This is a genomic window from Streptomyces sp. NPDC107581 (genome assembly GCF_055657175.1).
Map to the genome: position 1 here is coordinate 509,985 of NZ_JBVKBH010000005.1, position 20,814 is coordinate 530,798.

Here is a 20,814-nt window from a genome sequence, read left to right on the forward strand (position 1 = left end):
TGCACGGTACGGACAGGCCCACGGCGGACGAAGGCCGAAGCATGCGCGGTGCGGACGGGCTCGCGGGGAACGAAGGCCGCAGTCCACGTGGTGCGGGCGGACCCGGCGGCGGCGAGGGGACGGGCGGGTACGGGGCGGCGGATGCCGTCCTGGTCGGCTTCGTGCGTGCGCTGCGGGCGGCGGGGGCCGACGCGAGTACCGAGCGGCTGCACGCGTTCCTGCGTGCCGTGGACGTGCTGCGGCCCGGGATGCGGGCGGACGTGTACTGGGCGGGGCGGGCGACGCTGTGCGGCGGGCACGACGACCTGGAGCGGTACGAACGGGTGTTCGCCGCGTACTTCGGGCCGCTCGGCGCGCCCGCCCGCCAAGGGGTACGGGCCGCTCCCCCGCCCCGGATGCGGCCGGCGGTGCGGGGCGCACCCGCCGGGACGCGTGCGCCCGGCGGGAGCGAGCCCCCGGGGCCGCCCACCGCGGCCCTGGCCAGTTCCACGGAGGTGCTGCGCCACCGTGACGTCGGCGAACTGGACGCCGCGGAACGCGCCCAGCTCAACCGGCTGCTCGCGGCCTTCGCCCTGCACGGGCAGACCCGGCGCTCGGCACGGCGGCGGCCCGCGCGACGCGGGGACGTCGACCCGCGCCGCACGGTACGGGAGCTGCTGCGGCGCGGCGGTGAGCCGGCCCGGCTGCGGCGGCACGCGCGCGTGCGGCAGCGCCGCCGGGTCGTGCTGATCGTCGACGTGAGCGGCTCGATGGCGCCGTACGCGGACGCGCTGCTGCGGTTCGCGCACGCGGCGGTACGTGCGGGGCGCACCGAGGTGTTCACCGTCGGAACCCGGCTGACCCGGGCCACCCGCGAGCTCTCCCACCGTGACCCGGACCTGGCGATGGCGGCCCTGGCGGCGGCCGTGCCGGACTGGCGCGGCGGCACCCGGCTCGGTGAGCTGCTGCGTGAGTTCCTGAACCGCTGGGGACAGCGCGGCATGGCGCGCGGCGCGGTCGTCGTGCTGCTCTCGGACGGCTGGGAGCGCGGCGATCCGGAGCTGCTCGGCGCGCAGATGCGCCGTCTGCACGGGCTGGCGCACCAGGTGATCTGGGCCAACCCGCGCAAGGCCCGCCCCGGTTATGCGCCGCTGGCCGCCGGGATGGCGGCGGCGCTGCCCAGCGTGGACGTCTTCGTCGAGGGGCACAGCCTGGCGGCACTGGAGCGGCTGGCGGCCGTGGTGCAGGGGGCCGAGACCGATGAGACACCCGTGGCCCCCGTGATCCCTGCGGGGCCCGTGACCCCTGTGGCCCCCGTAGCCCCTACGGCCCCGGAGGCCCCGGTGGTCCCCGGGAAAGGAGCGGAGCGTGCGTGAGATTCTGCCGGCGCTGGAGCGCTGGTACGCGGACCGGGTCCCGTTCGGTCTGGCCACGGTCGTCCAGGTCAGCCGCAGCGCCCCGCGCGGACCCGGCGCCGCCATGGCGGTGGGGTCCGACGGCGAGGTCGTGGGGAGCGTCTCCGGGGGCTGTGTGGAAGGCGCGGTGTACGAGCTGGCGCAGGAGGTGGTGGCGAGCGGCGAGGCGCGGCTCGCCACGTTCGGGTACAGCGACGAGGACGCGTTCGCCGTCGGTCTCACCTGCGGTGGCGAGATCACCGTGCTGGTGCGGCCCGTGACGCCCGAGGAGGACCCTGGCTTCGGCACGGTCGCCGCGTCCGTCACCGCGGGCGAGCCGGTGACCGTGGCCACGGTGGTCGACGGACCCGCTCCGCGCGGGGCCACGCTGGCCGTCTGGGAGGGCACCGAGGCCGGCACGCTCGGCGCGGCCGGCCTCGATGTCGCGGTCACCGCCGACGCGCGCGGCGAACTCGCCCTCGGAGCCTCGGTGCTCAGGCACTACGGGGCGCACGGGGAGCGCCGCGAGGACGCCGTCACGGTGTTCCTGCAGTCGTTCGCGCCCCCGCCGCGCATGCTGGTCTTCGGCGCGATCGACTACGCGGCCGCGGTGGCCAGGATCGGCGACTTCCTCGGCTACCGGGTCACCGTGTGCGACGCCCGTCCGGTCTTCGCCACGCCGAAGCGCTTCCCGGCGGGCGTCGAGGTCGTCGTCGAATGGCCGCACCGCTATCTCGGGGGCACCGACACCGACGAGCGCACGGTGATCTGTGTCCTCACCCACGACCCGAAGTTCGATGTGCCGCTGCTGGAGGAGGCGCTGCGCAGACCGGCCGCCTACATCGGGGCGATGGGCAGCCGCCGTACCCATGACGAGCGGCGCGAGCGGCTGGCCGAGGCCGGGCTCGGCGAGGCCGAGCTGGCCCGGCTGCGCTCGCCGCTCGGGCTGGACCTCGGGGCCCGTACGCCCGAGGAGGTCGCGGTGTCCGTCGCCGCCGAGATCGTCGCGCTGCGCTGGGGCGGCAGTGGCGCGCCGCTGACCACGACCGCCGGGGCCATCCACCACCCCGTCGCTCCCTGAGTGCGAGGAGGAACCCATGGAGCTGCACCACGAGTTCACGGTCCCCGTCCCGGTCGGTGACGCCTGGCGGGCGCTGCTCGACATCGAACGCGTCGCGCCCTGTCTGCCGGGCGCGGTGGTGGAGGAGTACGACGGCACGACCGTGACCGGCTCGGTGAAGGTCAAGGTCGGGCCGGTGACCGTGACCTACCGGGGCACGGCGGTCTTCGAGGAGCAGGACGAGACGGCGCACCGGATGGTGCTCGTGGCGAGCGGCCGGGAGACCCGCGGACAGGGCACGGCGAGGGCGACGGTCACCGGCACGCTGACCGAGCGGAACGGCGGGACGGCGGTGTCGGTGCGGACCGATCTGACGGTGACCGGGCGCCCGGCGCAGTTCGGCCGTGGTGTCCTGGCGGAGGTGGGCGACCGGCTGGTGGGCCGGTTCGCGGCGTGCCTCGCCGAACGGCTGGGCGAGCGACCGCCGCGGACCGCCGAGGAACAGCCGGAAGCGCCCGCCCGGGGTGCGCGGGCGGAGCCGCTCGACCTGCTGCGCACGGCCGGAGGGCCGGTGGCGAAGCGGGCCGCCGCCGTGGTGGCTGCGGGCGCGGTGCTGGCCGCGGTGGCCACCTGTGTACGACGCCGGAGGCGGTCCCGGTCCCGCCGCCCGGGCCGGCACCGATAGCCGCCGCACCGGCGCACCGGTCCGCAGGCCACTCGTGACGACGACGGCGGTGTGCGTGGGCGGGGGCCCCCGCGCGGACCTGGGGGGGCGCGGCGCAGGAGGGTGGCCCGCGCATCGGCCGTGTCCCACGGGTACCTCGGGGCGCCGACGATCCCCGCCGGGCGCGGATGTCCGGGCTGCGGCTCAGTCCGCCCCGGCCACGAGGGCGTGCAGGTGCTCGTCGTGCCAGCCGTCGGCGTGCAGCAGGGAGGAGCGCATGGTCCCCTCGAAGGCGTAGCCGGCCTTCTCCGCGACGCGGCAGGACGCCTGGTTGGCGACCGCGTGGCACAGCCGCAGACGGTGCAGGCCCAGGTCGTCCAGGGCCCACCGGCCGAGCCGCCGGGCCGCCTCGACGACGATGCCGCCGCCGCGTGCGGCGGGCAGCACCCAGTACATGATGCCGGCGCTGCCGCCGGCCAGGTCGACGGCGTGGAGCCCGGTGAGTCCGAGCGGTGGGCCGCCGGCCCGGGCGATCGCCCATACGGCTCCGGTCTCGGCGTGCCACCGCTCGTGCATGCGCTCGATCCGGGCGCGGGCCTCGTCACGGCTGCCGACGGAGAACAGGTTCCACTGCCGGATCGCCGGGTCCTGCCCGCCGGCGAGCAGCGCGTCGGCGTCGGCGGTCCGCCAGGGCCGCAGTTCCAGGCCGCCCGGCAGGTCGAGGACCGGCTGGCCGGCGCCGGCCATGCTGCCTGCGGGGACGACGTGGGGTATGGCGTGGTCGGAGATCATCGGCGCATCGTGCCACAGGCCGGCTGTCGCGGGGGCAGGCGCCGCAGGGTGACGTCGGTGAGCGCGCCGTCGGCGAGGGTGGCCGTGAGGTAGGTGCAGTGGGGCTGGCGGCGGCGGTCGGTCGGGGAGCCGGGGTTGAGCAGCCGCAGCCCGCCGGGGGCGACGGTGTCCCAGGGGATGTGGCTGTGGCCGAAGACCAGCACGTCCAGGTTGGGGAAGCGGGCGGCGCAGCGGGCCTCGCGGCCGGTTGCGGGGCCGGTCTCGTGGACCACGCCGAAGCGCAGGCCGCCGAGGTCGGCGTACGCCACCTCGGGGAGCCGGGCGCGCAGTTCGGGGCCGTCGTTGTTGCCGTACACGCCGATCAGCCGGCGGCTCAGGCTCTCCAGCAGGTCGACGGTGGCGGCATCGACCCAGTCGCCGGCGTGGAACACGACGTCCACGTGCGGGAGTTCGGCGAGCAGCTGGTCGGGGAGCCGCTTGGCGCGCAGTGGGAGGTGGGTGTCGGACATCAGGAGCAGACGCACGCCACCAGCCTAGGGAACCCGGTGGGCCGCAGCGCCCCCCGGAATATTGTTCAGGTACAGCTGAACAGTTCCAGCTGGACAGCTTTACCTGCCGGTTCTAGGCTGGCGGCATGGTGCACACCTCGGACTCCGCCGTTCGCGCGGCGCTCGACCTGCGGGTGGTCTTCAGCCGGCTGCGACGCCGTATCCGTGAGGTCGCGCGGGACGCCGACCTCACGCCGTCCCAGGAGTCGGCACTCTCCCTGGTCGGCAAGCACGGCGCGGCCACGGCCAGCGCCCTGGCCGCCGCCGAGGGGGTGCGTCCGCAGTCGATGGCGACCACGCTGGGCGCCCTGGAGCAGCACGACCTGATCCGGCGGGCCCCCGACCCCGACGACGGCCGCCGCCAGCTGGTCACCCTCACCGAGGCCGGCCGGGCCCGTGTCGAGGGCAACAAGCAGCTGCGCGAGGAGTGGCTGGCCCGGGCCTTCCAGGACCGCTACACGGAGGAGGAGCGGCAGATCGTCCTGACGGCGCTGGAGCTGCTGGAACGTCTCTCGCGGCCGTGACAGGCAAGCGCGCCGGCCGCACCGGGCAGGACGACCCGCCCGCCCGTCCGGGCCGCACCAGCCGGCCCTGTTCATGCCCGCCGGCCCGGCCCTGCCGCCGGCGGCGATCTCCCCGGCCGTTCACCCGGCCGGCTCACCCCCGAAAGGCCTGACCCGCCCATGGCGCTCACCACCCTCGACCCCCGTACCGCCCTCGTCGCGATCGATCTGCAGAGCGGCATCACGGGCATGCCCACCCAGCCGCACCCCGCGGCGGACGTCGTGTCCCGTACGGCCGAACTCGCCGACGCGTTCCGCTCCCGCGGCCTGCCCGTGGTCCTCGTCCGGGTCTCCTTCGCACCGGACTGGGCGGACGCCCTCCCCGGCCGCACCGAGGGCCAGGCCCGCGGTCCGGCCTTCCCCGAGGGATGGGACGTCATCGTCGACGAGCTGTCCGGCCACCCGGGAGACATCCGCGTCACCAAGCACAACTGGAGCGCCTTCCACGGCACCGACCTGGACGTCCAGCTGCGCCGCCGCGGGATCACCCAGATCGTCCTCACCGGCATCTCCACCAGCATCGGCGTCGAGTCCACCGCCCGTGACGCCTACGCCCACGGCTACCACGTCACCCTCGCCACCGACGCGATGACCGACAGCGACCCGCAGGCGCACGCCAACAGCGTCGAGCGGATCTTCCCGCGGCTCGGCGAGAGCGGAACGACGGCGGACGTCCTGGAGCTGCTGGCCAAGACCCACGCCTGACCGTCCGGGCCCTGTCGTCGTGGGCATACGGGAGTCCGACGGCAGGGCCCGCCCCCGGGCGACGGCGGGTGTTCACCCGGACGCCCCCCCGCACGAGGGTCCGGGTTGGCATTCGGCCACACGCGCGCCGTGCCACCTAGGCAACGGGTGGCGAGTGAAGGGGGCTTGGAAGCCGGATGCCGGTCAAAGTCAGCGCCGTCGTCCCCGTGTACAACCCCGGCCCGTACATCGAGGACTGCATCGCCCCGCTGCTGCGGCAGTCGCTGCCTCCGGACGCCTACGAGGTGATCTTCGTCGACGACGGCTCCACCGACGCCACCCCGGCACGGCTGGACGCACTCGCCGCAGAGCACCCGCACATCGGGGTCGTCCACCAGGAGAACTCCGGCTGGTCGGGCAAGCCGCGCAACGTCCGCATCGAGGCCTCCGAGGGCGAGTTCGTGATGTTCGTCGACCACGACGACCACCTCGGCGACGAGGCCCTGGAACGGATGTACGCGTACGGGGTGGAGAGGCGGATGCCTGCCGGCCGGTCAGCGAGGACTCGATGCGGCCGGCGCCGGCGATCGAGGAGTCCCGCAGCACGATGGAGAACTCCGGTTCGCCGTCGGTGATCCGGCGGTTCTCCGCGATGGAGGTGAAGGGGCCGGCGTAGGAGCCTCGGACGACGGTTCCGGCTCCTATGACGGCCGGGCCGACGATCCGCGAGTCGGTGATCCGCGCGCCGTCCTCGATCACCATCCGGCCGACGGCCTCGGACGCCTCGTCCACCGTGCCGGCTCGTCCACCGTGCCGGCGGTGCGTCGTGCCACGGCTTCGAGGACGGTCCGGTCGACCTCCAGCATGTCGCCGACGTCGCCGATGTCCTTGCAGTAGCCCTCGACGACCGTGGACCGCACCTCCGCCCGCATGTCGATGAGGTACTGGAGGGCGTGGGTGATCTCCAGCTCGCCCCGCCAGGACGGCTTGGCGGCGCGCGGGTTCCGGCTCCGCCGGAGAGCACCAGAGCCTTCATCGGCCACGCCCCAACGGCGATCGTCCGGATCGGACCATCGTCCGTCCTCCTGCTCGTCACGGAAATGTCGCTCCGGAGCCGTGAGCGGTTTGCGCGGGGTGTGCGCAGGCGTGGCGCGGACGGGGCTCCGGTCACGGGGAGTAGCGTCACCGGCGATGACCGAACCATCCGGTATGCCGGACACCACTGAGATCGTCGCGCGGTACACGGCCCCCGCCCCGCGGCCCGGCCGGGCCCTGCTGCGCTGGGTCTCCACGACCGATCACAAGGTGATCGGCCGGCTCTACATGGTCACGGCGTTCTGCTTCTTCCTGCTGGCCGGGCTGCTGGCCCTCGCGATGCGCGCCGAACTGGCCCGGCCGGGGCTGCAGTTCCTGAGCGAGCAGGGCTACGACGAGTTCTTCACCATCCACGGCACGATCATGATGCTGCTGTTCGCGACGCCGATGTTCGCCGGTTTCACGAACGCCGTGATGCCGCTGCAGATCGGCGCGCCGGACGTGGCCTTCCCCCGGCTGAACGCGCTCTCGTACTGGATGTATCTGTTCGGCGGGCTGATGGTGGTGTCCGGGTTCGTGGTGCCGGGCGGTGCGGCCGCCTTCGGCTGGTTCGCGTACGCGCCGCTGAACAGCGCCTACTTCTCCCCCGGCGCGGGCGGTGACCTGTGGGTGATGGGCCTGGTGGTGGCCGGCGTGTCGACGACGCTCGGCGCGGTCAACTTCATCGCGACGATCATGTGCCTGCGCGCGCCGGGCATGACGATGTTCCGGATGCCGATCTTCACCTGGAACGTGCTGTTCACCTCGGTCCTGGTGCTGCCCGCGTTCCCGGTGCTGACGGCCGCGCTGCTGGCGCTGGAGGCGGACCGGAAGTTCGGGGCGCACGTCTTCGACGCGGCGAACGGGGGCGCGCTGCTGTGGCAGCACCTGTTCTGGTTCTTCGGGCACCCCGAGGTGTACATCGTGGCGCTGCCGTTCTTCGGGATCATCTCGGAGATCCTGCCGGTGTTCTCCCGCAAGCCGCTGTTCGGCTATCTGCCGATGATCGGGGCGACGATCGCGATCACCATGCTGTCCGCGGTGGTGTGGGCGCACCACATGTTCGCGACGGGCGCGGTGCTGCTGCCGTTCTTCTCGGTGATGTCGTTCCTGATCGCGGTGCCGACGGGCATCAAGTTCTTCGCGTGGATCGGGACGATGGTCCACGGGTCCGTCTCGTTCGAGACGCCGATGCTGTGGTCGCTGGGGTTCCTGGTGTCCTTCTTGCTGGGCGGGCTGAGCGGGGTGCTGATCGCTTCACCGCCGCTGGACTTCCACCTGACGGACTCGTACTTCATCGTGGCGCATCTGCACTACGTGCTGTTCGGCACGGTGGTGTTCGCGATGTTCGCCGGGTTCTACTTCTGGTGGCCGAAGCTCACCGGGAAGATGCTGGACGAGCGGCTCGGAAAGGTGCATTTCTGGCTCCTGTTCCCGGCGTTCCAGCTGACCTTCCTGGTGCAGCACTGGCTGGGCGAGGCAGGGATGCCCCGCCGGTATGCGGACTATCTGCCGTCGGACGGCTTCACGCTGCTCAACACCCTGTCGTCGACGGGGGCGTTCCTGCTGGGCGTCTCGACGCTGCCGTTCCTCTACAACGTCTGGCGCACCTCGACCCGGGGCCGGAAGGTGGCCGAGGACGACCCGTGGGGGTGGGGGCGGAGCCTGGAATGGGCGACGTCCTGCCCGCCGCCGCGCCACAACTTCCTGGCGCTGCCCCGGGTGCGGTCGGAGTCGCCCGCCTTCGACCTGCATCATCCGGAGGTCGTGCGGATCGCCGAGCGGGAGGGGCTGCGGTGAAGGCGGAGGCGATGCTGTTCGGCGGGGTGGCGGTGTTCTTCGGCGGGGCCGCGGCCCTGTACGGGGTGTGGTCGCGGGACGAGACGGGCACGACCGCGCTGGTCGTCGCGTTCGCGATGGCGGCGCTGGTCTCCTTCTTCTGCCTGGTCCAGTACCGGCGCAGGGGTCCGCGGGCCCAGGACCGCACGGACGCTCAGGTGGCGGACGGGGCCGGGCCGGTGGCGTTCTTCCCGGACGAGAGCGCGTGGCCGCTCGTCACCGCGCTCGGGTTCGCGGTGACGGCGACCGGCGTGGTCTACGGACTGTGGCTGTTCCTCATCGGTCTGGGTGTTCTGGCCCGCGGTGTCTTCGGGATGGTGTTCCAGTACGCGCACCGGTGAGCGGTCTGCGTGGCGCGCCGGGCCGGAACCGCCCGACGGGCTCGTGGGCGCTGCCGTAGCCGCCGGTCACGCTCTGGTGGATCTCGCCGGTCGGAACGCCCTCGGCGAGGCGCTCGCACTCGGCCGCGGTCAGCGCCCGGCACAGCCAGCGGGTCAGCAGGAAGGCGAGGACGGGGGCCACGACGAGGGCGACCCGCAGCATCCAGGTCAGGGCGTTGACGGAGATGCGGAAGGTCTGGGCGATGATGTCGTTGCCGCCGGCCAGCAGCAGCACGGCGTAGAAGACGGTGCCGGCCACCCCGAGGCCGGTACGGACGGGGCGTTCGCGGGGCCGGTCGCACAGGTGCTGCTCGTGCTGCCACTCCCCCGTCAGGCGCTGCTCCACGAACGGATAGGCGTAGAGCACGGTGAACAGCAGGCCGGGCAGGACGACGGCCGGGAGCAGTACGTTCCACATGAGGGTGTGTCCGGCGAGGTTCGTCTCCCAGGGCGGTACCAGCCGCAGGGCGCCCTCCAGGAAGCCGACGTACCAGTCGGGCTGGGAGCCGGTGGAGTCCACGTCGGGGCGGTAGGGGCCGTAGTTCCAGACCGGGTTGATCTGGGCGAGTCCCGACAGCAGTACGAGCACGCCGGAGACGGTCAGCGACAGGCCCGCGGACAGGGCGGTGAAGTGCGGGAAGAGAGGTTTGCCCAGGACGTTGCCCGGGGTGTGGCCGGGACCGCGCCACTGGGTGTGCTTGAGGTGGAAGACCAGGATCAGATGCACCGTCACCAGGGCGATGAGGGCTCCGGGCAGCAGCAGGATGTGCACGGGGTAGAGCCGGGTGATGATGTCGTGGCCCGGGTACTGGCCGCCGAAGACGAAGAAGGCCACGTACGTCCCCACCACCGGCAGGGACAGCATGATGCCCTGCGCGATGCGCAGCCCGGTGCCGGAGAGCAGGTCGTCGGGGAGCGAGTAGCCCGCGAAGCCCTCGGCCAGCGCGAGGACGAACAGGGTCAGCCCGATCGACCAGTTCAGCTCGCGCGGGCGGCGGAAGGCTCCGGTGAAGAAGATCCGCAGCATGTGCAGGCCGATCGCGGCGACGAACACGAGCGCGGCCCAGTGGTGGGCCTGCCGGATCAGCAGGCCGCCGCGCACGTCGAAGCTGATGTGCAGGGTGGAGTCGAAGGCCGCCGACATGAGCACGCCGCGCAGCGGGACGTAGGGGCCGGAGTAGACGACCTCGCGCATCTCGGGCTGGAAGAAGAACGTCAGCCACACCCCGGTCAGCATCAGCACCAGAAGGCTGTAGAGCGCGAGTTCGCCGAGCAGGAAGGACCAGTGCTCGGGGAAGGCCTTGCGCAGCAGCGCCCCGCCCTCCAGGACGGGCAGCCGGGCGTCCGCCGCGTCCACGAGCCGCTCGGCGCGGCGGCCGGCTCGGCTCATGTGTCCTCCGTGGCCGCCGCCCGCTCCACCTCGGCCTCCACCTCCGCGCGCGGCCGTCCCGTGTCCCGCGCGTAGTCGTTCACCGCGGTCTGCACATCGCGTGCGAGGTCCCGCCAGGCACGCACGGCCGTCTCGTAGGTGCCCGACTGGGCGCCCGTCATCCCCCGCTCGGCGGGCGGCCCGTAGGTGCCGCGCAGTTCGTCGACCATGCGCTGCGCCGCGTCCGCCGCGCGCTGCTTCTCCACGAGTTCTTCGAAGGTGTGTGCCACGGCAACCGACCCTAGGCACGGGGGGCGCGTCGGCCCCTCCGACCTGCCGGGAGCGCCGCCGACGGGTACCCGAGTGGCGGGTCAGCGCTCGGGGACGATGTCCGCCCACACCTGCTTTCCGCCGCTGACCGGCACGGTTCCCCAGGCCTGGGACACCGCCTCCACCAGCAGGATGCCGCGGCCGCCGGTGGCCTCCCAGCCGATGTTGGTGGGCTTGACGGGACTGCGCGGGGAGGAGTCGGCGACGGCGAGGCGCAGCCGGTGGTTGATCAGGCTGAGGTCCAGGCGGACCTGGCCCCCGGTGTGCACGAGGGCGTTGGTGACCAGCTCGGAGACGATCAGCAGGGCCGTGTCCATGGTGGCGGGCGACACACCCCAGGCGCGCAGGGTGCGCCGGGTGAAGCGGCGGGCGTGCCGGGCGGCCTCGGGGACCCGCCACACGGTCCAGGTCTCGCGCAGCGGGCGGACGGCCAGGCCGTCGTAGCGCACCAGCAGCAGGGCGACGTCGTCACCGCGGTGGGCGTCGGTGAGCAGGGCGTCGGCGACCAGGCCCAGATGGCCGGGGTCGGCGGCGGCAAGCCCGCGGGTGAGCCGGGCCAGTCCCACGTCCATGGGCGAGTCGGCGGACTCCACCAGCCCGTCGGTGGTCAGCGCGAGGACCGTACCGGGCCTGAGCCCGACCGGGGTGATCGGGAACTCGGCCCGGGTGAGCACCCCGAGCGGCGGGCCGCCCTCGGCCGTCACGATCTCGGTGGAGCCGTCGGGGTGGCGCAGCACGGGCGGCAGATGGCCGGCGCGGACGCACCAGGCGGTGCCCTGCTCCATGTCGGCGTCGACGTAGCAGCAGGTGGCGAAGAGGTCGGTCTCCATCTCCAGCAGCAGCCGGTTGGCGAGCGCGACGACCACGTCCGGCGCGTGCCCCTCGGTCGCGTAGGCGCGCAGGGCGGTACGCATCTGGCCCATCAGGGTCGCGGCGCCCGCGTTGTGTCCCTGGACGTCGCCGATGACGAAGGCCACGTGGTTGTCGGCCAGCGGGATCACGTCGTACCAGTCGCCGCCGACCTCGAGTCCTGCGGTGGCGGGCAGATAGCGTGCGACGGCGACCGCACCGGGCAGCCGGGGCAGACGGCGTGGCAGCAGGGTGCGCTGGAGCATGCCGACGAGTTCGTGCTCGGCGTCGAAGGCGTGGGCGCGCAGCAGGGCCTGGCCGGCCAGGCCCGCGCAGGCGGTGAGCAGGGCGCGTTCGTCGGGGCTGAAGTCGTGCGGCCGGTCCCAGCCGATCAGGCAGGCGCCTGCCATGCGGCTGCCGGCGGGCAGCGGCAGCACGGCCAGGCCGCCCGGGCCGACGTCCGCGAGGGCGGGTTCCAGCGGGGTGCCGGCGGGCCAGATGTGGGCGCGGCCCTCGCGCAGGGCGGCGGCGAGGGTCGGCATGGCGCGCACCGGCGCGTCGGGCCATTCGGTGCGCCACTCGGAGCGCCACACCTCGGGCCAGGCCTCGGGTCCGGGCGGGTCGAGGACGGTGACGACGAGCCGGTCGTTCTCCAGTTCGGCCAGGGCGATGCGGTCGGCCTGCAGGGGTTTGCGCAGGGCGGTGACGACGGCCTGCCCGACGTCCCTGACCGTGCCGGCCATGGCGAGGGCGGCGGCCAGGCGCTGGACGCGGGCCACGTCGGTGACGTCGGAGCGCAGAGTGGCGGCGTCCGCGACGGTGCCGACGAGCCGGGCCGGGCGTCCCCCGTCGGCGGGCAGCAGCCGTCCGCGCAGCCGGAGCCATCGGGGCGGGCCGGAGGGCTGCAGGATGCGGAACTCCAGCTCGCGGTCGCCGATCGACATGTGGTCGGCCTCGACCACCGACATCAGGGCGGGCAGGTCCTCGGGCACGGTCACGCCGAGCAGCGTCTCCACCCTGCCGTCGAACTCGTCGCGGGGTATCCCGACGAGTTGGAGGATCGCGTCGCCGACCTCGACCCGGCCGGTGTCCACGGCCAGGCTGAAGGCGTCGGGGGCCAACTCGCCGCCGTCCGCGGCCGTGCCGGCCGGTGCGGGCGCGGTGACCGCCCGGGCGATCAGCTCCAGACAGGCCCGGTCGTCGGTGTCGAAGCCGCCGGGGTGCTCGCAGACGGCGACCAGAGCGCCGCTGCCGGCCGGGCCGAGCGGCAGGACGGCCACGGTGAAGTCCGCCGACGGCGTCCGGCGGGCCTCGGGCCAGTCGGCCGGCGCGTCCGGGCCTAGCCACACCGGCCGCCCGGTGCGGTGCGTCTCGGCGAGCGGGGAGCCGCCCGCGGCCGGATAGCCGTCCCGCAGGCCGTACAGCGTGCGGGGCAGGCCCGCCGACTCGGCCAGACACAGCGTCGCGGGGTCGTCGCCGGGCACGTAGACACCCACGAACGCCGCCCCGGCGAGCACGAGTGCCTGTTCGAGGACCCGGCGCAGCCGGTCGGGAGAGGCGGGTACGGCTGTGAGTGTTTCAAGGGCGAGTCCGGCACGCTCGGCTCTCGTTCTGCGCACCGCAGCACCCTCACTGGCCACTTCGCCATTACAGCGCGTATGAGCCGCCTGCGCAGCCCCTGTGAACGGTACGAGTGCAGCGCATCGACGCCGCGCTCGAAAGCCGCCGAACACATCTTTACCCATGCGTTCCGCATGTCGATCTCGTGACAGGCATTACTGTCCGCGACCGTGCGCCTGCTGCGAGTGTCTACCGGGTCACCGGAGGAGGGGGCACAAGGCGCATGGACAAGCGGTACGAGGTGTACGCGCTGGCCGACGGGCACTTCTACGACACGCCCGACCGGCTCTCGGCGGACGGGAACGAGCCGGCGCCGCTGTTCGCGACGGCGCGTCGGCCGGTCCCGGACGGGTGGCACGCGGGGCGCACCGGCGACTGGCTGATGCTGACCCCGCTCGGCGAGGACGGCGCGCCGCTGCCGTCGCCGGCCCAGGGCTGGAAGATCCATTCCTCGGCGACTGCCGCGCACGCCGAGCGGATCGCCGGGATCGTGTGGGACTACTGCGTGCCGCGCCGCATCCCGTTCAAGTTCGTGCCGTCCGTGCATCTGCTGCACCTGCGCAACGCCAAGTACGCGGGCCGCGACACCAGCGGCAAGTTCGTCACGGTCTATCCCGCCGACGAGGAGCAGCTGCAGCAGGTGCTGCGCGAGCTGGGCGCGCTGCTGGAGGGCTGCGAGGGGCCGTACATCCTGACCGATCTGCGCTGGGGCGAGGGCCCGCTCTACGTCCGCTACGGCGCCTTCGCACGCCGGTATGTCGTCGACGAGCGCGGCTCGCTGGTCCTGGCGGTGGCCGACGGCGAGGGACGCCTGGTCCCGGACCGGCGGGAGCCGTCCTTCCAGGTGCCGGAGTGGATCACGCTGCCGGAGTTCCTGCGGCCGCACCTGGAGGCCCGCAACACCACGACCGTGGGCGAGCTGCCGTACCGGATCGAGAAGGCGCTGCACTTCTCCAACGGCGGCGGGGTGTACGTCGGCACGGACACCCGCGACGGGCGCCGGGTGGTGCTGAAGGAGGCGCGTCCGCACGCGGGGCTGGCCGGCGACGGGGCGGACGCGGTGACCCGCCTGGAACGGGAGAGAGCCGCACTGGAGCAGGTCGCCGGGACGGGGGTGGTGCCCGAGGTGCGCGACTGGTTCACGCTGGGCGAGCACCGGTTCCTGGTGATGGACCATGTGGCGGGCCGCCCGCTCAACGCCTTCTTCGCCGAGCGGCATCCGCTGCTCACGCCCGACCCGGATCCGGCGAAGATCGCCGCGTACACGGCGTGGGCGCTGCGCATCCACCGGGCCGTGGAGCGTGCGGTGGAGGCGGTGCACGCGCGCGGGCTGGTCTTCAACGACCTGCATGTCTTCAACGTGATGGTCGCCCCGGACGAGGAGACGGTGTACCTCATCGACTTCGAGGCGGCCGCCCCCGCCGCGGAGAACGGCCGGCAGACGGTCGCCCACCCCGGCTTCTTCGCCCCGCCGGACCGCCGTGGCAAGGACGTCGACCGGTACGCGCTGGCCTGTCTGCGCCTCGCCCTGTTCCTCCCCGTGACCACGCTGTTCGTGGTGGACCGGGGCAAGGCGGCCCATCTGGCGGACGTGATAGCCGAGCAGTTCCCGGACGTGCCGCGCGCCTTCCTGGACGAGGCGGTCACCGAGATCACCCGGGACACGGCGGGCGGGCAGGCCCGTGGCGCGTCCGCGCCCCTGGTGGTGCCGGGGGACTGGCCCTACAGCCGGGACTCGATGGTCAAGGCGATCCTCGCCTCCGCGACCCCGGAGCGCGACGACCGGCTCTTCCCGGGCGACATCGCCCAGTTCTCCGACGGCGGGGGCCTCGGGCTCGCGCACGGCGCGGCCGGGGTGCTGTACGCGCTGGCGGCCTCCGGTGCCGGCCGGTACGACGAGGGCGAGCGCTGGCTGCTGGACCACACCGCCCCGCCCCCGCCCGGCACCCCGCTCGGCCTGTACGACGGTCTCGCCGGCGTGGCGCTGGTCCTCGACCGGCTCGGGCACCGGCAGCGGGCGCTGGACCTGGTCGACGGAATCCTGCGGGAGAACTGGCGCAGCCTCTCCTCCGACCTGCACGGCGGCCTCGCCGGACTCGGCCTGGTCCTCGGCCACCTGGCGGACGCGACCGGTGAGCCGGAGCTGCGCTCGCATGCCGCCGAGGCCGCCGAGATCCTCGTAGGGCGCCTGACCGAACCGGTTGCGGACCCGCCACGGCGGCGGGCCGGGCTGCTGCGGGGCGCGAGCGGGCCCGCGCTGTTCCTGCTCCGGCGCTACGCCGACACCGGTGAACCGCGGCTGGCGGCAGCGGCGGCCGAGGCGCTCCGGCGCGACCTGGCCTGCTGTGTCGTCCAGGAGGCGGGCGGCGGTCTGGAGGTGGACGAGGGCCGGCGGACCTTGCCGTACCTGGGTGACGGGAGCGTGGGGATCGGGCTGGTCCTCGACGACTACCTGGCCCTGGCGGGCGAGGACGGCCGGAGATTCGCCTCGCTCTCCCGGGCGGCGGACGACAGCCGGGAGTCGGCCCGGTTCGCCCACGCGGCCGCCGCCACCGGCGAGTTCGCGCAGGCCCGGGCCGGCATCCTGACCGCGGCCGCCTCCCGCTTCTACGCCCAGCCCGGCCTCTTCCAGGGCCGCGCCGGAATGATCCTGCACCTAGCCCGCAGCACCGCGCCCGGCACCGGCCGGGAGCGGCTGGAGCAGCAGATCGCGGGGCTCGGCTGGCTGGCGATGGCCTACCAGGGCCAACTCGCCTTCCCCGGGCACCAGATGATGAGGCTCTCCATGGACCTCGCCACCGGAACGGCAGGCTGCCTGCTCGCGCTCTCCTCGGCCCTCGGTGACGAGCGCACCGCGCACCTGCCCTTCCTTCCGCCGCCACCGGCGGCCCCCACACGCGGCTCCGCGACCTGACGGAGTCGTGACACAACCCCCGTCCCCAACCTAGGGAAAGGACACCACCATGGCACTTCTCGACCTTCAGATCCTCGACTCCGACGAGCACAACGGCGGCGGCGGCGCCAGCACCCTGAGCCTGCTGTCCTGTGTCTCGGCGGCCAGCGTCCTGCTCTGCCTCTGACCGGGACGCCGAGTCCACGGCTCCGGGTGTTCCTCTCCCTGCGGGGAGGGGGGCACCCGGAGCCCTCCCGTCCGTTCCGACGCGAGGCACCGCCGATGACGCCCTGTCCCGACGCTCCCGACCGTCTGCCGCACGCCGTGCTCCGGCACGCCGGCGCCCGCTGCACCGCCCTGTGCGCCGTGAGTACGGCCGCGACGGCCGCCGGACTGCTGCTGCCCGCCGCACTCGGCCGGACCCTCGACCTGCTGCTCGCCCACGCCCCCGCCGGCCGCTGGGTGGCCTGCTGTGCGGGTCTGGTGCTGCTGCTCGCCGTGCTGGACGGGTGCGCGGGCGTGCTCACCGGCACGGTCGACGCCCGGTCCACCGCGTGGCTGCGCGGCCGGGTCACCGGCCATGTGCTGGCCGTCGGCCCGCGCGCGGGCGCCCGGTTCGGCGCCGGGGACCTGGTGGCGCGGCTGGTCGGCAGCGCCGCGCAGGCCGGGACGGCGCCGGGAGCGCTGGCCGCGCTGCTCGCCGCGCTCGCCGGGCCGGTCGGGGGTGTGGTGGCGCTCGGCCTCCTCGACCCGTGGCTCGCGGCGGTGTTCCTGGCCGGCGCACCGGTCCTGGCTCTGCTGCTGCGCGCCTTCGCGCGGGACACGACGGCGTGCGCGGCCGACTACCAGCGCGTCCAGGGGCGGATCGCCGGCGCGCTCGCCGAGGCCGTCGGCGGCTTCCGCACGATCCGGGCCGCGGGCGTGGCGGACCGGGAGACGGCCAGGATCCTGGCGCCGCTGCCGGAGCTGTCCGGCGCCGGACACCGCATGTGGCGGGTGCAGGGGCGGGCCGCCGCACAGGCGATGACGGTGGCACCGCTGCTGAACCTGGGCGTGGTCGCGGTGGCCGGGCTGCTGCTCGTCCGGCACCGGCTCACCGTGGGCGAAGTGCTCGCCGCCTCCCGGTACGCGGTCCTCGCGACGGGAGTCGGGGTGCTGGTCGGCCAGCTGGCCGCGCTCTCCCGGGCCCGCGCGGCGACCGGGCGGCTCGCCGAGGTGCTGTCCGAACCGGCGCCCGGATCCGGCACCGGTCACCTGCCTCCCGGCCCGGGGCGGCTGGAGCTGCGGGGCGTGACGGCCCGCCGGGGCGGACACACCGTCCTGGACGGCGTCGACCTGGTCGTCCCCGGCGGCACGGCCCTCGCCGTGGTCGGCCGCTCCGGCACCGGCAAGTCCCTGCTCGCCGAACTCGCCGGCCGGCTCACCGACCCGGACGGCGGCGAGGTCCTCCTGGACGGGGTGGCGCTGCGCGCCCTGACCCACGCGGACCTGCGCGGCGCGGTCTCCTACGCCTTCGAACGGCCCGCCCTGCTGGGCGCGACCGTCGAGGACACCATCGCGTTCGGGCTCACCGCGCCCTCGCCCGCCCGGATCCGGTCGGCGGCGACCGCGGCCCGCGCGGACGCCTTCGTCCGCCGCCTCCCCCACGGTTACGCCACGCCGATCTCGGCGGCGCCCCGCTCCGGCGGCGAGTCCCAACGCCTCGGACTCGCCCGTGCCTTCGCCCACGGGGGCCGCCTGCTGATCCTGGACGACGCCCTCTCCAGCCTCGACACCGTCACGGAGCACCAGATCACCGAGTCCCTGCTGGCCCCGGACGCGGGCCCCACCCGCCTGCTGATCGCCCACCGCGCGGCGACGGCGGCCCGTGCCGACACGGTCGCCTGGCTGGACGCCGGCCGGGTACGCGCGGTGGGCACACATGACGAACTGTGGCGGGACGCCGAGTACCGGGCCGTCTTCGGTGAGAGGGCCCTCGCATGAACGCCCGACGGAAGCCCGGCCGGCAGTCCGATCGCCAGTCCGGCCGGGAAAAGACGTCGCCGACGGCCGTACGACAGCGGGCGGGGCGGTTCGTGCGGACGCGGTGGCGGGTGCTGGTCCGGCTCGGCCTCTGGTCCGTCCTGGAGGCCGGTCAGACCTTCCTGGCCGGGTATGCGCTGGCACGAGCGCTGGATGCCGGGTTCCTGGCCGGGAACACCCGGGTCGGCCTGCTGTGGCTCGGGGCGGCCGGGCTCGCGGTGGGCGCCGGGGCGTACGGGACCGGCCGGGTGTACGGCGTGGTCGCCGCCCTGGTCGAACCGGTCCGGGACCGGCTGGTGACGTGGGTGGTCGGACGCGGGGTGCGGGAGGCGGACGCCGGGTCGCTGTCCGGGCTCACCCAGCAGGTGGAGATCGCCCGGGACACCCTGGCGGGCCTGGTGCTGGTCTCCCGCTCGTTCCTCTTCACCGCCGCCGGCGCGCTGATCGGCCTGTTCTCACTGGCCCCGCTGCTGCTGACGGTCGTCGTGCCCGAGCTGCTGGCCGGGGTGTGCCTGTTCGCGGCGGCCCTTCGGCCGCTGGCGCGCCGTCAGGAGGCCTTCCTCGCCGCCGACGAAGCGCTCGCCGAGGACCTGGAGGCGGTGTGCCGGGGCCTGCGGGACGTCACCGCCGCCGGTGCGGAGGCGCAGGTGGCGGCGCGCGCCGGGGAGCGGATCGACGCGGAGCGGCGGGCCGCCCGAGCCCTGGCCCGCTGGAGCGTGACCCGCGTGGCCGCCCTGGCGGTGGGCGGCGAGCTGCCGGTGGTCGTGCTGCTCGCCACCGCGCCCTGGCTGCTGGGCCACGGCGTGACCCCGGGTGCGCTGGTCGGCGCCCTCGCCTATGTCACCCAGTCGCTGCTCCCCGCCCTCCAGAACCTCGTCCACGGCCTCGGCACCAGCGGCTCCCGTCTCACCGTCGTACTGCGCCGCCTGGCCCCGCCGGCCCTGCAGCCCCTCCACGAGCCGCGCTCCCCGCGCGACACACCCGACGCGTACCCCACAGCCCGGACCGGCCCGACCCCGCCGGACGACACCCCCGCCTCCGCCACCGGCCTCACTCCCGCCAGTACCGCTGCCACCGCCCCCGCCGGCACCACTGCCGCTGACACTGCCACCGCCCCCGCCCTGGCCCTCGCTTCCGTCACCTTCGCCTACGGACCCGCCAGCGAACCCGTCCTCGACGGGCTCGACCTGGACGTTCCCGTCGGCGGGCACCTGGCCGTCGTGGGCCCGAGCGGGATCGGCAAGTCGACGCTCACGGGGTTGGTCGCCGGACTGCTGGAGCCCCGCAAGGGTGCGATCCGGGTGTGCGGGCACGCCGTGCCCGGTCCGAAGGCGGCGGCCTCCCGCGTGCTGATCCCGCAGGAGGCCTACGTCCACGGCGGCACGCTCGCCGAGAACCTGAGCCTCTTCCGCCGGGATCCGGTGCCGGAGGCGGAGCTGCTGGCCGCCGCCGAAGCGGTCGGGCTGACGCCGCTGCTGCGGGCGCTGGGCGGTCCACCGGGCCGGGTCGACCCGGCCGCCCTGTCGGCGGGCGAGCGGCAGCTGATCGCGCTGGCCCGGGCCTATCTCTCGGCCGCGCCGCTCGCCCTGCTCGACGAGGCGACCTGCCATCTCGACCCGGAGGCCGAGGCCCGTGCCGAGCAGGCGTTCGCGAAGCGCCCGGGCGGCACCCTGGTGGTCGTCGCGCACCGCATCAGCTCCGCCCGCCGGGCCGGCCGCATCCTGGTGATGGACGGACCGCGCACCGCCTGCGGCACCCATGACGAGCTGCTGCGGACCTCGGCCCTGTACCGGGACCTGGTGGTGGAGAGTCAGCCGGTACGGCCGGCCGCACCGGTGCGGTGATCACACCCACCCCTCCCCCCGCGATATCCGTATCGCGTCGATGCGGTTGCGCGCCCCGGTCTTCCGGGTGATCGCCGCCATGTAGTTGCGCACGGTGCCGTGGGACAGGTGCAGGCTCCCGGCGATCTCCGCGACGGACGCCCCGGCGGCGGCCAGCGACAGCACGCTCAGCTCGCGTCTCGTCAACGGCATCTGCGCCGCCTTGAGGAAGCCGAAGCCCAGCGAAGCATCGACGAAACGTTCCCTCCCCGCCACGCTGCGGATCGCGCGCACCAGCCCGTCCGGCGATCCCGACTTGTCGACGAACCCGAGCGCACCCGCCTCGGCCGCCCGCTTCAGCAGCCCCGGCCGGTTCGCACTCGCCAGCACCACGAGTGCCGGGGGCCGGCCCGCCGTACCCGGCGGGCACAGATCGCCGAGCGGCGGCACACCGTGGCCGTCACCGCACTCCAGGTCCGCCGCGCACACGTCCGGGCACGAGGAGCGCACCTTCGCCGACGCGCCACGCCACGGCGTGTCCTCCACCTGCAGACCGGGCGACCGCCGCAGCCATTCGGCCAGAACCGATCGCACCAGACACGCGTCGTGGACCAGAAGTACCCGGATCACTGCCCGCCCCCCCAGTTGGCCGTACCTCGTTCTGCAACGCCGTGCTCTTGTCTTCAGGTGCTCAGCGCGTGCCCCATTCTTGGGCAATGTCACCGTTCGTGGGCGCGGAGAACCGGCCATCAAGGTGCGCGGGGGCGCACGCAGGGCACCCGTACGCCGCCCCATGCTTCGGCCGGGGGGGCATGGGCCGGGCCGATCGGGGTAGCCGCAAGACCACCGGGGCAAGCGAGCTCCTTTGCAGGTCAGGGCTGCCCCGGGCGCGTGCGGGAGGCGTTCGCCGTGCGCGGCGCGCCCGGGCGGG

At 74.3% G+C, this 20,814-nt stretch carries 17 protein-coding genes and 2 pseudogenes; 12 read left to right on the forward strand and 7 right to left on the reverse strand.

Features of this window, described 5'->3' with window-relative positions:
- The first annotated feature begins 41 nt into the window (after positions 1–41).
- From ACZ7P3_RS15570 to ACZ7P3_RS15580, 3 genes are read left to right on the forward strand one after another with little or no spacing between them, the layout of a single operon-like run.
- Positions 42–1,355 (forward strand): vWA domain-containing protein, encoded by a 1,314-nt coding sequence (locus ACZ7P3_RS15570; RefSeq protein WP_472081737.1) that lies wholly within the window; start codon positions 42–44, stop codon positions 1,353–1,355.
- Positions 1,348–2,454 (forward strand): XdhC family protein, encoded by a 1,107-nt coding sequence (locus ACZ7P3_RS15575; RefSeq protein WP_472081739.1) that lies wholly within the window; start codon positions 1,348–1,350, stop codon positions 2,452–2,454. Before ACZ7P3_RS15570 ends, ACZ7P3_RS15575 begins: the two co-directional genes overlap by 8 nt.
- A 16-nt stretch (positions 2,455–2,470) precedes the next feature.
- Positions 2,471–3,118 (forward strand): SRPBCC family protein, encoded by a 648-nt coding sequence (locus tag ACZ7P3_RS15580; RefSeq protein WP_472081741.1) that lies wholly within the window; start codon positions 2,471–2,473, stop codon positions 3,116–3,118.
- A 183-nt stretch (positions 3,119–3,301) separates the two neighbouring features.
- On the opposite strand, the gene ACZ7P3_RS15585 is transcribed toward ACZ7P3_RS15580, so the two are convergent.
- Both ACZ7P3_RS15585 and ACZ7P3_RS15590 read right to left on the reverse strand, forming a co-directional pair.
- The gene (locus ACZ7P3_RS15585) at positions 3,302–3,889 is read right to left on the reverse strand and encodes a GNAT family N-acetyltransferase (protein ID WP_472081743.1); all 588 of its coding nucleotides are present in this window, start codon (positions 3,887–3,889) and stop codon (positions 3,302–3,304) included.
- Positions 3,886–4,413, reverse strand: coding sequence for a metallophosphoesterase family protein (locus ACZ7P3_RS15590; protein WP_472081745.1), 528 nt, complete (start codon positions 4,411–4,413; stop codon positions 3,886–3,888). Before ACZ7P3_RS15590 ends, ACZ7P3_RS15585 begins: the two co-directional genes overlap by 4 nt.
- 110 nt (positions 4,414–4,523) lie before the next feature.
- Between ACZ7P3_RS15590 and ACZ7P3_RS15595 the strand changes: the two genes are divergently transcribed.
- The 3 genes and pseudogenes from ACZ7P3_RS15595 to ACZ7P3_RS15605 all read left to right on the forward strand — a co-directional run.
- On the forward strand, positions 4,524–4,961 hold the full coding sequence (locus ACZ7P3_RS15595) for a MarR family winged helix-turn-helix transcriptional regulator (RefSeq protein ID WP_472081747.1): 438 nt from the start codon (positions 4,524–4,526) through the stop codon (positions 4,959–4,961).
- A 159-nt stretch (positions 4,962–5,120) separates the two neighbouring features.
- Positions 5,121–5,705: a hydrolase gene (locus ACZ7P3_RS15600; RefSeq protein ID WP_472081749.1), complete on the forward strand. Its 585-nt coding sequence runs from the start codon at positions 5,121–5,123 to the stop codon at positions 5,703–5,705.
- A gap of 176 nt (positions 5,706–5,881) precedes the next feature.
- Positions 5,882–6,214: pseudogene (locus ACZ7P3_RS15605) on the forward strand (glycosyltransferase family 2 protein); the annotation flags it as partial.
- Here ACZ7P3_RS15605 and ACZ7P3_RS15610 read toward each other — a convergent pair.
- Positions 6,213–6,682: pseudogene (locus ACZ7P3_RS15610) on the reverse strand (glucose-1-phosphate thymidylyltransferase); the annotation flags it as partial. The pseudogenes ACZ7P3_RS15605 and ACZ7P3_RS15610 sit on opposite strands and share 2 nt — an antisense overlap.
- A gap of 211 nt (positions 6,683–6,893) precedes the next feature.
- Here ACZ7P3_RS15610 and ctaD point away from each other — a divergent pair.
- Positions 6,894–8,558, forward strand: a complete 1,665-nt coding sequence (gene ctaD, locus ACZ7P3_RS15615) for an aa3-type cytochrome oxidase subunit I (protein WP_472081989.1) — start codon at positions 6,894–6,896, stop codon at positions 8,556–8,558.
- The gene (gene ctaF / locus ACZ7P3_RS15620; RefSeq protein ID WP_472081751.1) at positions 8,555–8,938 is read left to right on the forward strand and encodes an aa3-type cytochrome oxidase subunit IV; all 384 of its coding nucleotides are present in this window, start codon (positions 8,555–8,557) and stop codon (positions 8,936–8,938) included. Before ctaD ends, ctaF begins: the two co-directional genes overlap by 4 nt.
- Here the strand turns inward: ctaF and qcrB are convergent.
- The 3 genes from qcrB to ACZ7P3_RS15635 all read right to left on the reverse strand — a co-directional run bounded on the left by qcrB (position 8,874) and on the right by ACZ7P3_RS15635 (position 13,165).
- Positions 8,874–10,367 (reverse strand): cytochrome bc1 complex cytochrome b subunit, encoded by a 1,494-nt coding sequence (gene qcrB, locus ACZ7P3_RS15625; RefSeq protein WP_472081753.1) that lies wholly within the window; start codon positions 10,365–10,367, stop codon positions 8,874–8,876. The two genes, ctaF and qcrB, sit on opposite strands and share 65 nt — an antisense overlap.
- Complete coding sequence (locus ACZ7P3_RS15630) at positions 10,364–10,636, reverse strand: hypothetical protein (RefSeq protein ID WP_472081755.1); 273 nt, start codon at positions 10,634–10,636, stop codon at positions 10,364–10,366. The genes qcrB and ACZ7P3_RS15630 overlap by 4 nt, the downstream gene beginning before the upstream one ends.
- Positions 10,637–10,717: 81 nt before the next feature.
- Positions 10,718–13,165, reverse strand: coding sequence for a SpoIIE family protein phosphatase (locus ACZ7P3_RS15635; protein ID WP_472081757.1), 2,448 nt, complete (start codon positions 13,163–13,165; stop codon positions 10,718–10,720).
- A gap of 203 nt (positions 13,166–13,368) precedes the next feature.
- Here ACZ7P3_RS15635 and lanKC point away from each other — a divergent pair, with 203 nt between their 5' ends.
- The 4 genes from lanKC (at position 13,369) to ACZ7P3_RS15655 (ending at position 19,904) form a co-directional block, all read left to right on the forward strand.
- Positions 13,369–16,059, forward strand: coding sequence for a class III lanthionine synthetase LanKC (gene lanKC / locus ACZ7P3_RS15640; RefSeq protein WP_472081759.1), 2,691 nt, complete (start codon positions 13,369–13,371; stop codon positions 16,057–16,059).
- A 49-nt stretch (positions 16,060–16,108) separates the two neighbouring features.
- Complete coding sequence (locus tag ACZ7P3_RS15645; RefSeq protein WP_472081761.1) at positions 16,109–16,225, forward strand: SapB/AmfS family lanthipeptide; 117 nt, start codon at positions 16,109–16,111, stop codon at positions 16,223–16,225.
- A 95-nt stretch (positions 16,226–16,320) separates the two neighbouring features.
- The gene (locus ACZ7P3_RS15650; RefSeq protein WP_472081763.1) at positions 16,321–18,021 is read left to right on the forward strand and encodes an ATP-binding cassette domain-containing protein; all 1,701 of its coding nucleotides are present in this window, start codon (positions 16,321–16,323) and stop codon (positions 18,019–18,021) included.
- A complete protein-coding gene (locus tag ACZ7P3_RS15655) occupies positions 18,018–19,904 on the forward strand; it encodes an ATP-binding cassette domain-containing protein (protein ID WP_472081765.1) in 1,887 nt (628 codons plus the stop codon). The genes ACZ7P3_RS15650 and ACZ7P3_RS15655 overlap by 4 nt, the downstream gene beginning before the upstream one ends.
- On the opposite strand, the gene ACZ7P3_RS15660 is transcribed toward ACZ7P3_RS15655, so the two are convergent.
- Positions 19,905–20,513, reverse strand: a complete 609-nt coding sequence (locus tag ACZ7P3_RS15660) for a LuxR C-terminal-related transcriptional regulator (protein WP_472081767.1) — start codon at positions 20,511–20,513, stop codon at positions 19,905–19,907.
- Between the last annotated feature and the right edge of the window lie 301 nt (positions 20,514–20,814).

Excerpts from the sequence above, each read along its gene's own strand:
- ACZ7P3_RS15570 (WP_472081737.1), top strand. The coding sequence starts at position 42 with ATGCGCGGTGCGGACGGGCTCGCGGGGAACGAAGGCCGCAGTCCACGT.
- ACZ7P3_RS15580 (WP_472081741.1), top strand. The coding sequence starts at position 2,471 with ATGGAGCTGCACCACGAGTTCACGGTCCCCGTCCCGGTCGGTGACGCC.
- ACZ7P3_RS15585 (WP_472081743.1), bottom strand. The coding sequence starts at position 3,889 with ATGATCTCCGACCACGCCATACCCCACGTCGTCCCCGCAGGCAGCATG.
- ACZ7P3_RS15595 (WP_472081747.1), top strand. The coding sequence starts at position 4,524 with ATGGTGCACACCTCGGACTCCGCCGTTCGCGCGGCGCTCGACCTGCGG.
- ACZ7P3_RS15600 (WP_472081749.1), top strand. The coding sequence starts at position 5,121 with ATGGCGCTCACCACCCTCGACCCCCGTACCGCCCTCGTCGCGATCGAT.
- ctaD (WP_472081989.1), top strand. The coding sequence starts at position 6,894 with ATGCCGGACACCACTGAGATCGTCGCGCGGTACACGGCCCCCGCCCCG.
- qcrB (WP_472081753.1), bottom strand. The coding sequence starts at position 10,367 with ATGAGCCGAGCCGGCCGCCGCGCCGAGCGGCTCGTGGACGCGGCGGAC.
- lanKC (WP_472081759.1), top strand. The coding sequence starts at position 13,369 with ATGGACAAGCGGTACGAGGTGTACGCGCTGGCCGACGGGCACTTCTAC.
- ACZ7P3_RS15645 (WP_472081761.1), top strand. The coding sequence starts at position 16,109 with ATGGCACTTCTCGACCTTCAGATCCTCGACTCCGACGAGCACAACGGC.
- ACZ7P3_RS15650 (WP_472081763.1), top strand. The coding sequence starts at position 16,321 with ATGACGCCCTGTCCCGACGCTCCCGACCGTCTGCCGCACGCCGTGCTC.
- ACZ7P3_RS15655 (WP_472081765.1), top strand. The coding sequence starts at position 18,018 with ATGAACGCCCGACGGAAGCCCGGCCGGCAGTCCGATCGCCAGTCCGGC.